At 71.2% G+C, this 13,870-nt stretch carries 10 protein-coding genes and 1 pseudogene; 5 read left to right on the top strand and 6 right to left on the bottom strand.

The genetic code is table 11. The features are described 5' to 3' along the window. Positions 1-96: 96 nt before the first annotated feature. From ACFT4A_RS20840 to ACFT4A_RS20830, 3 genes are all read right to left on the bottom strand, one after another. Complete coding sequence (locus ACFT4A_RS20840) at positions 97-840, bottom strand: N-acetyltransferase (RefSeq protein WP_382832257.1); 744 nt, start codon at positions 838-840, stop codon at positions 97-99. Positions 841-944: 104 nt separating this feature from the next. Beyond that, positions 945-1,649, bottom strand: a complete 705-nt coding sequence (locus ACFT4A_RS20835; protein WP_382832255.1) for a DNA alkylation repair protein — start codon at positions 1,647-1,649, stop codon at positions 945-947. 20 nt (positions 1,650-1,669) lie between these two features. Next, the gene (locus ACFT4A_RS20830) at positions 1,670-2,446 is read right to left on the bottom strand and encodes an HNH endonuclease family protein (RefSeq protein WP_382832254.1); all 777 of its coding nucleotides are present in this window, start codon (positions 2,444-2,446) and stop codon (positions 1,670-1,672) included. A 138-nt stretch (positions 2,447-2,584) separates the two neighbouring features. On the opposite strand from ACFT4A_RS20830, the gene ACFT4A_RS20825 reads away from it, so the two are divergent. From ACFT4A_RS20825 to ACFT4A_RS20815, 3 genes and pseudogenes are all read left to right on the top strand, one after another. Then, on the top strand, positions 2,585-2,770 hold the full coding sequence (locus tag ACFT4A_RS20825; RefSeq protein WP_382832253.1) for an antitoxin: 186 nt from the start codon (positions 2,585-2,587) through the stop codon (positions 2,768-2,770). 130 nt (positions 2,771-2,900) lie between these two features. After that, complete coding sequence (locus ACFT4A_RS20820) at positions 2,901-3,686, top strand: SDR family NAD(P)-dependent oxidoreductase (protein ID WP_382832251.1); 786 nt, start codon at positions 2,901-2,903, stop codon at positions 3,684-3,686. 44 nt (positions 3,687-3,730) lie between these two features. Continuing rightward, positions 3,731-4,063 (top strand): annotated as a pseudogene (locus ACFT4A_RS20815) (MerR family transcriptional regulator); the annotation flags it as partial. A gap of 13 nt (positions 4,064-4,076) precedes the next feature. On the opposite strand, the gene mfd reads toward ACFT4A_RS20815, so the two are convergent. The 3 genes from mfd to ACFT4A_RS20800 all read right to left on the bottom strand — a co-directional run bounded on the left by mfd (position 4,077) and on the right by ACFT4A_RS20800 (position 11,327). Then, a complete protein-coding gene (gene mfd, locus ACFT4A_RS20810) occupies positions 4,077-7,634 on the bottom strand; it encodes a transcription-repair coupling factor (RefSeq protein ID WP_382832249.1) in 3,558 nt (1,185 codons plus the stop codon). A 328-nt stretch (positions 7,635-7,962) separates the two neighbouring features. Further along, on the bottom strand, positions 7,963-10,542 hold the full coding sequence (locus ACFT4A_RS20805; protein ID WP_382832248.1) for an ABC transporter permease: 2,580 nt from the start codon (positions 10,540-10,542) through the stop codon (positions 7,963-7,965). Next, positions 10,539-11,327 carry an ABC transporter ATP-binding protein gene (locus ACFT4A_RS20800; RefSeq protein ID WP_382832247.1) on the bottom strand — a complete coding sequence of 263 codons (789 nt, stop codon included), beginning with the start codon at positions 11,325-11,327 and terminating at the stop codon, positions 10,539-10,541. The genes ACFT4A_RS20805 and ACFT4A_RS20800 overlap by 4 nt, the downstream gene beginning before the upstream one ends. A gap of 455 nt (positions 11,328-11,782) precedes the next feature. Here ACFT4A_RS20800 and ACFT4A_RS20795 point away from each other — a divergent pair, with 455 nt between their 5' ends. Both ACFT4A_RS20795 and ACFT4A_RS20790 read left to right on the top strand, forming a co-directional pair. Further along, positions 11,783-13,276 carry an MFS transporter gene (locus tag ACFT4A_RS20795; RefSeq protein ID WP_382832245.1) on the top strand — a complete coding sequence of 498 codons (1,494 nt, stop codon included), beginning with the start codon at positions 11,783-11,785 and terminating at the stop codon, positions 13,274-13,276. A gap of 20 nt (positions 13,277-13,296) precedes the next feature. Next, positions 13,297-13,806 carry a GNAT family N-acetyltransferase gene (locus ACFT4A_RS20790; protein ID WP_382832243.1) on the top strand — a complete coding sequence of 170 codons (510 nt, stop codon included), beginning with the start codon at positions 13,297-13,299 and terminating at the stop codon, positions 13,804-13,806. Positions 13,807-13,870 lie beyond the last annotated feature (64 nt).

The raw sequence follows: 13,870 nt of genomic DNA, 5'->3' as shown, positions 1-13,870 counted from the left end.
CCGAGCGTATAGCCCGACACGGACAACCCGTCACGGGTTGTACCGAACCGTTGTCGTGCTGATCACTTCGCGCCGCTCACCGCTGCTGCCCGGTCCTCACAAAGGGTGCCGCATCCACACGTTGGGCTCGACGTACACCGCGTAGCCGCGCGCGGGCTCGCAGCGCACCGGCACCAGGGCGCCGGGCACCTCGACGTCGCCCTCGGTGTCGAAGGGCAGCCCCGTCCAGCGGCGCCACTGCGTCAGGCCGGCGGACACCGTCATGGACGCGGGTGCCACGGAGTCGATGGTGGCGCCGGCCCGGGCGTGGACGCGCAGCCACGGGTCCTGGGGCAGGCCGTCGGGGCGTACACGGCGGGCGTACTCCTCGATGGGGGTGTGCGGTTCCAGGTGCTTGGCGTTGGGGCGGACCGGGGCGACCACCTCGCGGAAGCCGCGGGCCCGGGCGTTGTCGCGCATGGCCGAGAGCATCACCGTGGACAGGCCCCGGCCCTGGGCGTGCGGGGCGATGGAGACCGAGACCGCGCTGACGGTGTCGGGGCGGACACCGCGGCGCAGGTCGGAGAAGGCCCAGACGAGGACGGTGTCCCAGCCGCGGGCGGGCAGTTCGCCGCGGCCCTCGGCGTCGAGCGCGAAGGGCACGCTGTAGGCGTTCGCCACGATCTCGCCCCGCTCGTCCTCGGCGAACAGGACGTACTCAGGGAGTTCGGCGGCGATCCGCGGGAAGTGCGCGGCGCCCACGAGGTCCTGGATCACGAACTCCGGCCAGCTGTCGGCCATTCCGACGACCCGCTCCAGCATGTCCGGGCGATCGGCGAGGCTCGATATCTTCGGCTGCATGCGGTCACGTTAGGCGAGCTGGGGCACACCCGGTAACGAATTACCAGACGGGACCCGGTCCGACGGCTGGGGCGGCTGGGACGCCCCCTTGTCGCGTTCGCGCGCTATCGCGTGCGTACGAACCGCGCCCGCTCGTCGGCCGGGAGCAGCTCGGTCGCACAGCGCACCGTGATGCGCGGCAGGTCGGTCCGATGGCGTTCGAGGAACGCCACCAGCAGGGGCGCGTCGCGGCGGCCGATCTCGCGCAGCATCCAGCCGAGTGCCTTGTGGATCAGCGGTTCCGGATCCCGGCACAGCGCGCGCACCAGGTGGAGCGTCGGCTCGAAGCGCCCCTCGCGGATCAGCGCCAGCGTGGCCACCACGGCGATCCTGCGGTCCCACAGCCACGCCGAGGCGGCCAGCCGGTCCAGGATCTCCGGGGCGTTTGCCGGTCCGTCCACCAGCCAGGGCCCGAGCACGACATGCGCGGAGGCGTCCACCAGGTCCCAGTTGTCCACACCGCCGGTGTGCGCCAGATAGAAGTCGACGAGCACCGCGCGCTCGGCCCCGCGCGCCCTCCGCATCCGCTCGGCCAGGACGAGGAGTCCGGCGAGCCGCTCCTCGTGAACGCGGCTGCCCAGCAGCACCTCGACGTCGTCGAGCGCGAGGTCCCGGTGCGCACGGGCCAGCCGGCGCAGCACGGGCACGCGCACGCCGAGCAGTTCGTCGTCCTCCGAGGGACGGAGCACCCGCAGTTGCTGCACTCTGATCCCCGGCTCCACCACGCCCCGGAGCTCGGCCCGCATGGCGTCGAGCGAATCGGCCGTCATGACGAAGGACGCTAGCCCCTTCACCCTCCGCACTGCCGCAGCATCATCTCCTTGTCGGCGGCCGTCACGGGCAGGTCGTACTTCAGGGACACCTGGGCGAAGCGCACCGAGTAGGAGCAGCGGATCGTCTTGTTCGGGGGCAGCCAGGACGCCGGGCCGGAGTCGCCCTTCGAGCTGTTGGTCGGGCCGTCCACCGGGACGAGATTGAGCGGGTCGTTGGCGATGGACTCCCGCTTGTCCTTCGTCCAGCGCGCGGCGCCCATCTGCCAGTCGTACGACAGCGGCATGACGTGGTCGATCTGGACCGCGATCGCGCGGGACTTGGTCCACTCGATGACCTTCCCGGTGTACGGGTCGTCCAGCGTCAGCGCCATGACGACGCAGTCCGAGCCCGAGCGGAAACGGAGGTCCTCCCCGTCGCGCTTGAGGAGATCGTTCCGCGAGTCGCAGCCGTTGTGCGAGAAGGGGACGTCGCGCGGCGCCGAGTCCATCCAGGCGTAGCCGAACTTGTCCCGTTCGTATCCCGTCCTGGGGCCGCGCCCCTTCGTCGCCACCTTCTCGATCAAGGTGCGCGCCTTGGCCCGGTCCGCGGTGGAGGTGATCGCCGCGAGCCCCGGCTTGGTGCCGTCCGGGTTGTCCAGCGGGTTCACCGCCCGGCCGTCACCGTCGGCCGGGACACCGGAACCGGAGGGTCCGCCGCCGTCCGCGGGCGGGGCCAGGCCCTCGCAGCCGACCAGCGCCGAACCGGCGAACACCATCGCGACAGCCAGTGCCGCCCCGCCCCTCAGACGCGTCACCGTGCGCCCCTCCCCTGCTTGCCTGTGCCTGGTCCCACGGTAGCGAGGGAGAGGTCCAGACCACACCAGGCCTAAAGGGGCATTCCTCTCATGTCGCGCGTATCGTCGGTTCTGAGTCACCTCCTGAAGGAGTTCTGCATGGGCATCTTCGACAAGTTCAAGAGCCAGGCGCGGCACAAGGGCAAGCAAGGCTCGGACACCGCGGAACAGAAGGCCAACGAGAGGACCGGCGGCAAGTACGAGGACCAGGTCGAATCCGGGCAGCAGCGGATGGAGGGCTCGCTCGGCATGGACCAGGACCGCGACCGGCCCGACCAGCAGTAAGGCCTCTCAGCAACAAGGCCTCTCCTCCCTCAGAGGCCGTCCGGGGAGACGTGTACGCACCTCCCGCGGGCGGCTTCGGACGTTGCGGCGCTTGACCTTGACACCGGCGTCAGGGTCGGACGATGCCCGCATGGCATCCTCCGATCCGAAGAACTCGGCATCCCCAGATCCGAAAACCGCGAGAACCGTGCTCGTCACCGGCGCCGGCACCGGCATAGGCCGCGCCACCGCCCACGCGTTCGCCGACGAGGGCGCTCACGTCGTGGCGATCGGCCGCCGTGAGGCGCCCCTGGTCGAGACCGCCGCCCACGACCCGTCCCGCATCAGCCCGCTCGCCGCCGACATCACGGCCGACGACGGCCCGGAGACCATCGTCCGTACGGCGCTCGACCGGCACGGCCGTATCGACGTCCTGGTGAACAACGCGGGCATCGTCAGCACCCAGTCCCTGCGTACGTACACCCGCGAAGCCGTCGAGCCGCAGCTCGCGACGAACCTCCTCGCGCCCGTCCTGCTCACCCAGGCCGCGCTCCCGGCGCTGGAGGAGAGCCGCGGGGTGATCGTGAACGTGACGACAGCGGTGGGACAGCGCGGCTGGCCCGGCAACTCCCTCTACGCGGCCGGAAAGGCGGCCCTGGAGGTGCTCACCCGCAGCTGGGCTGTGGAACTCGCCCCGCTGGGGATCCGGGTCGCCGCCGTGGCCCCGGGCGCGATCGACACCCCGATCGGCGAGCACACCGGCCACACCCCCGAGCAGCGCGCCGCGATCCGCGCCTGGCAGCTCGCCCACACGCCGCTCGGCCGGGTCGGCCGCCCCGCGGAGGTGGCGTGGGCGATCGCCCGACTGGCCTCGCCGCAGGCCTCGTTCATCACCGGCGTGGTGCTTCCGGTGGACGGCGGCGCGCTCGTCACATGAGACTGACACGCACCATGAGACCGACACGCGGGGCGGAAGCCCGTATCCGGATCGGCGAACTCGCCGAGGCCACCGGCACGAGCCCGCGCGCCCTGCGCCACTACGAGCAGGCGGGCCTCATCACCTCCGAGCGCGCCGCCAACGGCTACCGCCTGTACGACGCCGCCGCGGCGGTCCGCGTCCGCAACATCCGGCAGCTGCTCGACGTAGGACTGACGCTCGACGACGTACGGGTGTTCCTGCCCTGCCTGGACGGCGACGTCATGGCCGGACCCGCCTCCGACCGGGCCGTGCGGACCGCCGCCGAGCGCCTCGCCGTACTGGACGCGCGGATCGCCGCCCAGGTCGCGGTGCGCGACCGGCTGGCGGCGGTCCTTCACACGCGGGGCGTCAGGACCCCAGCACCGACGTCAGGAACTCCCCGACCCACCCCAGCAACTCCCGCCCGACCAGCGGCTTCCCGCCGACCTTCGCGGTCTTCGGGCGCGGCACCAGCACCTGGTGCACCGCCGGCTTGATGACCGTCCCGGGATACAGCCGCTTGAGCCGGAGTTCCTGCGATTCGCGCAACTCCACGGGGGCGAAGCGGATGTTGGTGCCCTGGAGCACGATCTCGCCGACCCCGCACGCGCGCGCGAGCATCCGCAGACCGGAGACGAGCAGCAGGTTCTCCACCGGTTCGGGCAGCTTGCCGTAGCGGTCGACGAGTTCCTCTCGGACGGCCTTGACGTCCTCCTCCGTATTGGCGGAGGCGATGGCGCGGTACGCCTGGAGACGGAGCCGCTCGCCCGGCGCGTAGTCGTGCGGGACGTGCGCGTCGACGGGCAGCTCGATCTTGACCTCGAGCGGCGGCTCCTCCTCGATCCCGCCCGTCTCCAGCTGACGCCGGTAGTCGGCGACCGCCTCGCCCACCATCCGCACGTACAGGTCGAAGCCGACGCCCGCGATGTGGCCGGACTGCTCGCCGCCGAGGAGGTTGCCCGCGCCGCGGATCTCCAGGTCCTTCATCGCCACGTACATGCCCGCGCCCATCTCCGTGTGCTGCGCGATGGTCGCGAGCCGCTCGTGCGCGGTCTCGGTCAGCGGTTTCTCCGGCGGGTACAGGAAGTACGCGTACCCACGCTCGCGGCCTCGGCCCACCCGGCCGCGCAGCTGGTGCAGCTGCGAGAGCCCGAAGTTGTCGCCGCGCTCCACGATGAGCGTGTTCGCGTTGGAGATGTCGATGCCGGACTCGACGATGGTCGTGGAGACGAGCACGTCGAACTTCTTCTCCCAGAAGTCGACGACGACCTGCTCCAGCGCCCCCTCCGACATCTGGCCGTGGGCGGTGGCGATGCGCGCCTCGGGGACGATCTCGCGCAGCCTGGCCGCGGCCCGGTCGATCGACTCGACCCGGTTGTGGATGTAGAAGACCTGGCCCTCGCGCAGCAGTTCACGGCGGATGGCGGCGCCGATCTGCCGCTCCTCGTAGGGGCCCACGAAGGTCAGCACCGGGTGCCGCTCCTCGGGCGGGGTGGTGATCGTCGACATCTCCCGGATGCCGGTGACCGCCATCTCCAGGGTCCTGGGGATCGGGGTCGCGGACATCGTCAGGACGTCGACGTTCGCCCGGAGCTTCTTCAGCTGCTCCTTGTGCTCGACGCCGAAGCGCTGCTCCTCGTCGACGATGACCAGGCCCAGGTCCTTGAACTTGGTCTCCGACGAGAACAGCCGGTGCGTGCCGATGACGATGTCCACCGAGCCCTCGCGCAGGCCCTCCAGGACCGCCTTGGCCTCGGTGTCGGTCTGGAAACGGGAGAGCGCCTTCACGCTGACCGGGAACTGCGCGTACCGCTCGCTGAACGTCCCGAAGTGCTGCTGCACCAGCAGGGTCGTGGGCACCAGGACGGCCACCTGCTTGCCGTCCTGGACGGCCTTGAAGGCGGCCCGGACCGCGATCTCGGTCTTGCCGTAGCCGACGTCGCCGCAGATCAGCCGGTCCATCGGGACCGTCTTCTCCATGTCGTCCTTGACCTCGGCGATGGTGGTGAGCTGGTCGGGCGTCTCCGCGTAGGGGAAGGCGTCCTCCAGCTCGCGCTGCCAGGGGGTGTCCGTCCCGAAGGCGTGCCCGGGGGCGGCCATGCGCGCGCTGTAGAGCTTGATGAGGTCGGCGGCGATCTCCTTGACGGCCTTCTTCGCGCGGGCCTTCGTCTTCGTCCAGTCGGCGCCGCCCAGGCGGTGCAGGGTGGGCGCCTCGCCGCCGACGTACTTGGTGATCTGCTCCAGCTGGTCGGTGGGAATGTAGAGCCGGTCGCCTGGCTGGCCGCGCTTGGCGGGCGCGTACTCGACGACCAGGTACTCGCGGGTCGCGCCCTGCACGGTGCGCTGCACCATCTCGATGTAGCGGCCCACGCCGTGCTGCTCGTGGACGATGTAGTCACCCGGCTCCAGGGTGAGCGGGTCGATGGTCTTGCGGCGGCGGGCCGGCATCCGGGCGCCCTCGCGGCCCGCGGCCCTCTGACCGGTCAGGTCGGTCTCGGTGAGCACCGCGAGGCCGAGGGCCGTGTCGACGAAGCCGTGTTCGATCGAGCCGCACGCCACGTGCACCAGGGACGGGGAGATCTCGGCGAGGTCGGCGTCGAGGCGGGCCGCGATGCCCTCGCCGCCCAGCACCTCGACCGTACGGGCCGCCGGGCCGTGCCCCTCGGTGACGAACACCGTGCGCCGGCCGTCGGCGAGCCAGCCCTTGGTGTCGGCGAGGGCCTTGGCGGTGTCGCCCCGGTAGGTCTCGGGGGCGTGCATGCCGAGCTTGAGGGTGTCCCCCGCCGCGTCAGCGGCAAATGTCTCCGTCAGCTCCTCGTCCGCGGCGAACGGCGACACCGACCACCACATCATGTCCAGCTCGCGGGCCCGGTCCCGGACGTCCGCGATGGACCACAGGGAAGCCGCGCCGACGTCGATGGGCGCCTCGCCGCCACCGGCGGTGGCCGCCCAGGACGCCTGCAGGAACTCCTGCGAGGTGGCCACCAGGTCCGACGCGCGCGTACGGACCCGCTCCGGGTCGCAGACGACGGCCATGGCGCCCTTGGGCAGCACGTCGAGCAGCAGCTCCATGTCGTCGACCAGGACCGGGGCGAGGGACTCCATGCCCTCGACCGCGATGCCCTCGGCGATCTTGCCGAGCAGCTCGCCCAGCTCGGGGTGCTGTTCGGCCAGGGCACGCGCCCGCTCGCGCACGTCCTCGGTGAGCAGCAGTTCACGGCACGGCGGCGCCCACAGGCCGTGCTCGGCGACTTCCAGGGAGCGCTGGTCGGCGACCTTGAAGTAGCGGATCTCCTCTACGTCGTCGCCCCAGAACTCGATGCGCAGGGGGTGTTCCTCGGTGGGCGGGAACACGTCGAGGATGCCGCCGCGCACGGCGAACTCGCCGCGCTTCTCGACCAGCTCCACGCGCGCGTACGCGGCGGCCGCGAGGGCGTCGACGATCTCTTCCAGGTCGACGGTCTGCCCCGGGCTCAGGGAGACCGGCTCCAGGTCACCGAGGCCCTTGACCTGCGGCTGGAGCACGGACCTGACGGGCGCCACGACGACGGAGACCGGGCCGGTCTCGGGGTCGTCGGGGCGGGGGTGGGCCAGGCGGCGCAGCACGGCCAGACGGCGGCCGACGGTGTCGCTGCGCGGGCTGAGCCGCTCGTGCGGGAGGGTCTCCCAGGAGGGGTACTCCACCACGCCCGCCGGCGGGAGGAGGGAGCGCAGGGCCGCGGCCAGGTCCTCCGCCTCGCGGCCCGTCGCCGTCACCGCCAGCACCGGGCGGCCCGTGTCCCGGGCCAGGGCGGCGACCGCGAAGGGGCGGGCCGCAGGGGGGCCGACCAGGTCGACGTGCATGCGGTTGCCGTCTGCGGCCGCGCTGATCGCTTCCGCGAGGGCGGCGTCTCTGACTACGGCGTCGAGCAGACCGTGCAGGCTCATACGGGTCTTTTCCGTCCAGGGGTGGGCAACACGACTGGCCCGACGCGCGCCGCGGGCCGGGGGTCTCCAGCGTACGTCGCTGCGCGGCTGGGCGGCGGGGCCTGTGGATAACGCCCCGTGTCAGGTGCTCGGCATCGGTGTCCTGGCCTGCCAGGGGGCTCCGCCCTCTGGACCCCCGGGACCTATGCCCACCCGCCGCCCGAAGCGGTCGGACAGGAAGCCGGGCTCGCGGGTCCGCAACAGCACCCGGCGCCGGGGAGTCCTGGACTCCCCGGCGCCGGTCCCCCGCAACCCCCGTGTGCGGTGGTTCTCGGTGATGACCGCTCGGCTACTCCGTCGCGATCGCGTTCAGGACGTTCATGCGGCCCGCCCGGAACGCCGGGATGAGTGCCGCGAACAGGCCCACGAACGCCGAGCTGACGAAGACGCCGATGATCGTCGGCCAGGGGATCTCCAGGACCATCAGGCCCTCCAGCGCGAGCAGCTGCTGCGCGGTGGCGCCCCAGCCCATGCCGAGGCCGAGGCCCAGGAGGGCGCCGAAGAGGGCGATGACGACGGACTCCATGCGGATCATGCGGCGCAGCTGGCGGCGGGACAGGCCGATCGCCCGCATCAGGCCGATCTCCCGGGTGCGCTCCACCACCGACAGGGCCAGGGTGTTCACGACACCCAGGATGGCGACGATGATCGCCAGGGCCAGCAGGCCGTAGATCATGTTGAGCAGCTGGCCGATCTGGTCCTTCAGGGCTTCCTTGTAGTCGGTCTGGTCGCGCACGGTGTACTGCGGGTAGTCGTGCAGGGCCGACTTCAGGGAGGTGTAGGCGGCGTCCTGCTGCCCGTCCCTGGCGGTGACGAAGAGCAGCGTGTCCAGCGGCATCTTGTCGGCGGGGACGTACTTGGCCATCGTCGAGATGGACGTGTACATCGCGCCCGCGTCGATCACGACGTCACTGCTGGTGATCGCCCGGACCGTCAGGTCGGCCGTACGGCCGTCCTTGAAGGCCACGGAGACCTTGGAGCCGAGGCTGATGCCATGGTCCTTGGCGAACTTCTCGTGGACGGACATCGAGTCGGGCTTGTAGGCGTCGGGGAGCTTGCCGGCGACCGTCTCGGTGCGCAGGTCGGTCGCGTACGAGGGGTCGGCGGCCGTGATCGCCGTGTCCTTGAGCGTCTTGCCGTCGGGGGTGGTGAAGTCGGCCTGGGTCCACTTGTACTCGGTGACCCGCTCCACGTCCGACGCGGACTTCGCGGCCTTGACCGCCTGCGAGGTGATCAGCTGGCCGCTGTCGGACTGAATGATGAAGTCCGTACCGACGGTCTTGTCGAGCTGGTCGGTGGCGGAGGCCACCATGGAGGAGCCGACCACGGACAGGCACGCCACCAGGGCGAGGCCGATCATCAGCGCGGCGCCCGTCGCGCCGGTGCGGCGCGGGTTGCGCAGGGCGTTGCGCTCGGCCATGCGGCCCACGGGGCCGAACATGCGCAGCAGGACGGCACCGAGGACACGGACCACACCGCCGGCGAGCAGCGGGCCGATGACGACGAAGCCGATCAGCGACAGCACCACGCCGAGGCCGAGCCACAGCGAGCCCTCCTTGGCCTGGTCGGCCGCCGTCGCCAGATACAGGCCGACGGCGCCACCGCCGGTGAGGACGGTGCCGATCGCGGCGCGGATCCAGCCGGCCTTGGCGTCCGCGGGGGCGCCCGCGTCGCGCAGCGCGGCCATCGGGGAGATCTTCCCGGCGCGCCGGGCGGGCAGGTAGGCGGCCAGGACGGTGACGATCACGCCGAGGACCAGGCCGACCACCGGGGTCGTCCAGGCCACCGTCAGGTCGTCGGTGGACAGCTCCATGCCCATCTGGCCCATGAGCTTCATCAGGCCGATCGCGAGGCCGACGCCCGCGGCCACGCCCAGCACCGAGCCGACGAGACCGAGCAGCAGCGCCTCGGCCAGCACGGAGCGGTTGACCTGCTTGCGGGAGGAGCCGATCGCCCGCATCAGGCCGATCTCCCGGGTGCGCTGGGCGACCAGCATGGAGAAGGTGTTGATGATCAGGAAGATGCCGACGAGGAAGGCGATCCCGGCGAAGCCGAGCATCGCGTACTTCATGACGTTCATGAAGCCCGCGACGTCCTTCTGGTTGGCGTCGGCGGTCTCCTTGGCGGTCTTCACCTGGAAGTCGGCGCCGAGCGCGGCCGCGACGTTCTTCTTCAGCTGCGCGTCGCTGACGTCGGCGGCCGCGGTGACGTTGACGTTGGTGTAGACGCCGCTCTCGCCGATCAGGGCCTGCTGGGCGGTCTTGGTGTCGAGGTAGAAGATCGCGGCACCGGGGTTGGTGACGGTGAAGTCGGCGATGCCGGAGATCTTCGCGGTGTGGGTGCCCATCGCGCTGATCACGCCGATCGGGTCACCGAGCTCGAGGCCGTGCTTGTCGGCGGTGTCGGCGTCGACCATGATCTGGTCGGCGCTCGCGGGTGCCGCACCGGAGGTGATCTTCATGGTGCGGGCTTCGTTGCTGTTCCAGCCGCCGACGATGGTCGGGGCGCCGCTGGAAGGCGACAGGTTCTTCTTGTCGGCGTCGACGACGGTCACCGAGGTGGAGAACACCGTGCCCTCGGCGGACTTCACGCCGTCGGCCTTGCGGACCTCGGCGAGCACGGAGGCGGGCATGACCGGCGGTTTGCCGTTGTCGGCGGTCGTCTCACCGCTGTCGGAGGCGCCCTTGGGGCTCACCGTCACGTCCGAGGAGGTGGCCGCGAAGAGCTTGTCGAACGTGGTGGACATGGTGTCCGTGAAGACGAGCGTCCCGCAGACGAAGGCGACCGACAGCAGGACGGCGATCGCCGACAGCGCCATGCGGCCCTTGTGCGCGAGGAAGTTGCGCATCGAGGTCTTCATGACGGTCATGACGTGCGCCCCCGGGCGTCGAAGTCCTTCATGCGGTCGAGGACGGCGTCCGCGGTCGGCTTGTACATCTCGTCGACGATCCGGCCGTCGGCGAGGTACAGGACGCGGTCCGCGTAACTGGCGGCGACGGGGTCGTGGGTGACCATCACGATGGTCTGGCCCAGCTCGTCGACGGAGCGGCGCAGGAAGCCGAGCACCTCGGCGCCGGCGCGCGAGTCGAGGTTTCCGGTCGGCTCGTCCCCGAAGATGATCTCGGGCCGGGCCGCGAGCGCCCGCGCCACGGCGACGCGTTGCTGCTGGCCGCCGGAGAGCTGGGTGGGCCGGTGCTTGAGACGGTCCGAGAGCCCGACGGTCTCCACGACCCGCCCGAGCCACTCCTTGTCCGGCTTGCGGCCGGCGATGTCCATGGGCAGCGTGATGTTCTCTATGGCGTTGAGCGTCGGCAGCAGGTTGAACGCCTGGAAGATGAAGCCGATCCGGTCCCGGCGCAGTCGCGTGAGCTTCTTGTCCTTCAGACCGGTGATCTCGGTCTCGTCGAGGTGGATCTGCCCGTCGGTGACGGTGTCGAGCCCGGCGAGGCAGTGCATGAGCGTGGACTTGCCGGACCCCGAGGGGCCCATGATCGCGGTGAACTGGCCGCGTGCGATGTCCACGTCGACGTGGTCGAGGGCGACGACTCGGGTCTCACCGGATCCGTACGCCTTCACGACCTGCCGCGCCCGCGCGGCAACGGCCGTACGCCCGCCAGTACCCCCGTGCCTGGGAATGGTTACAGCCGATGTCACGGTATGTCTCCTATGTCGGTCAGCAATGTCGATCAGCAGAAGGTGATGTGCCTCAAGTCTTTCGGTGGGGAGGGGTCACGCGCCCTGGTGGTGAGCGCCGTCTTCTTCCTGTGGAAAACCCCACCCCGCCGGTGTGGAACACCGCCCCCCGACGGCGTAAAGCCAGGTTAAGGACGGACCCCTCCGCGTCTCGTCCTCCGCCGGTACGAACCCTCCCCAGGTCGTAGTACGGAGGTACCCCTAGGGGCAGTCCACCGAAGGGTGGAGTCCTTCTCAGGGTCGGCTCCACCTCACGGCCCAGTCAGGCTCCACCCTCCCGTGACTTGAATCAGACTGGGGTCGCGCGAAGCGCGTCGTTGAGGGGTGGCGGTCGGGCGACGGGCGGGCCAAGTGGGAAGCTGTCCTTCGGTAAATAGGTGCAAGGGGCAGGCAGGCGCGAGGGGAAGGCACCCGGGGTGGGAAGCACCAGTTCCGCGGCACGTGAGGCAGCACGTCCCGCGTCGGCCGGCCGACGCGGAGCCGTCGTCGCCGCGTTGATGCTCTCGATGGCGCTGGCGGCGCTCGACTCCACCATCGTCTCGACCGCCGTGCCGCAGATCGTCGGGGACCTCGGCGGATTCTCCGTCTTCTCCTGGCTGTTCTCCGGCTATCTGCTGGCCGTGACCGTCACCCTGCCCGTCTACGGCAAGCTCTCCGACACCTTCGGCCGCAAGCCGGTCCTCGTCGTGGGCTCGGTGGTCTTCCTCCTCGGCTCCCTGCTGTGCGCGCTGGCCTGGAACATGGAGGCGCTCATCGCCTTCCGTGTCGTGCAGGGCCTGGGCGGCGGCGCCCTCCAGGGCACGGTGCAGACGCTCGCCGCCGACCTGTACCCCCTGAAGGACCGCCCCAAGATCCAGTCGAAGCTCTCCACGGTGTGGGCGGTGTCCGCGGTCGCCGGGCCGGGGCTCGGCGGGGTGCTCGCCGCGTACGCGGACTGGCGGTGGATCTTCCTGGTCAACCTGCCGATCGGCGCGGTCGCGTTGTGGCTGATCGTGCGTCATCTGCACGAGCCGGAGCGGGAAACCCGTGCGCGCACGCGCGTGGACTGGGCGGGCGCGCTCGCGGTGTTCGCCTGCGGCGGTGTCCTGCTCGCGGCCCTGGTGCAGGGCGGGGTGGCGTGGCCGTGGCTGTCGGCGCCCTCGCTCGCCCTGTTCGGTACGGGACTCGCCCTGGTCGCGGTGGTGGTGCTGGTGGAGCGGCGGGCGGCCGAGCCGATCATCCCCGGCTGGGTGTGGCGGCGCCGCACGATCGCCGCGGTCAATCTGGCCCTGGGCGCGCTGGGCCTGCTGATGGTCGCTCCGACGGTGTTCCTGCCCACCTACGCCCAGGGCGTGCTGGGTCTGGCGCCCGTGGCCGCCGGATTCGTGCTCTCCGTATGGACGTTGAGCTGGCCCATATCGGCGGCCCTGAGCCAGCACGTGTACCGCAGGATCGGCTTCCGCAACACCGCGATGCTGGGCATCGGCGCGGCGGCGCTGATCCTGTTCGCGTTCCCCTTCCTCCCCTACCCGGGGCAGGCCTGGCAGCCGACGCTGCTGATGCTGCTGCTCGGCGCCGCGTTGGGCCTGTTCCAGTTGCCGCTCATCGTCGGGGTGCAGTCGACGGTGGGCTGGGCCGAGCGCGGTACGACGACCGCGTCCGTGCTGTTCTGCCGCCAGACCGGCCAGACGATCGGCGCGGCTCTCTTCGGCGCGGTCGCCAACGGGGTGCTGGCCGCGAGGCTCGGCGGGGCGAGCGACCTCGACTCGGTGACCCGGGCGCTGGACTCGGGCAGCGCGCCCGAGGCGACCCGGCGGGCGATCGCCGACGCGGTGCACGCCGTCTACCTGGGCGCCTCGGGCGCGGCGGCGCTGGCGTTCCTGGTGCTGCTGTTCCTCGCGCCCCGGAAATTCCCGGTGCTGGGGGACTGAGCGTCCGTATCCTCCCGCCCATGCTGACCTTGGAACCGCTCCGGGCCGATCACGCGGACGCGCTGCTGGCCTTCGAGCGGGAGAACCGCGCGTACTTCGCCCGTACGGTGCCGGACCGCGGGGACGTCTTCTTCACGCCCACGGGGTTCGCCGAGCGCCACCGCTCACTCCTGGCGGAGCAGCACGCGCGCGTGTGCCGCTTCCATGTCGTCCTCGGGGAGGAGGGGAACCTGATCGGCCGGGTGAACCTGATCGACGTGGCGGACGGCAGCGCCGAACTCGGCTACCGCATCGGCGAACAGGCGGCGGGCCGGGGCGTGGCGACGGCGGCCGTCGCGCAGGTGTGCCGGCTGGCCGCCACCGACTACGGGCTGACGTCCCTCACCGCGCGCACGACACTGGACAACCCGGCCTCCATGAGGGTCCTGGCCCGCAACGGATTCACGCGGGTGGAGGAGGCAACCGTCGGTGGCCGCCCGGGAGTCCGCTACGCACTCCGGCACCTCGGCACCACCCCCGACGGCCCCTAGGGCGCGACCCCGACCCGTTTCCGGGGCCGGGCACTCTTGCGGGTGACGCGCGGCGGTGGGCGGT

Source organism: Streptomyces sp. NPDC057099, from assembly GCF_042671245.1.
Lineage (GTDB): Bacteria > Actinomycetota > Actinomycetes > Streptomycetales > Streptomycetaceae > Streptomyces > Streptomyces purpurascens.
The sequence above is the reverse complement of the archived record's forward strand: the minus strand, read 5'-3'. Positions and strand labels throughout refer to the sequence as shown.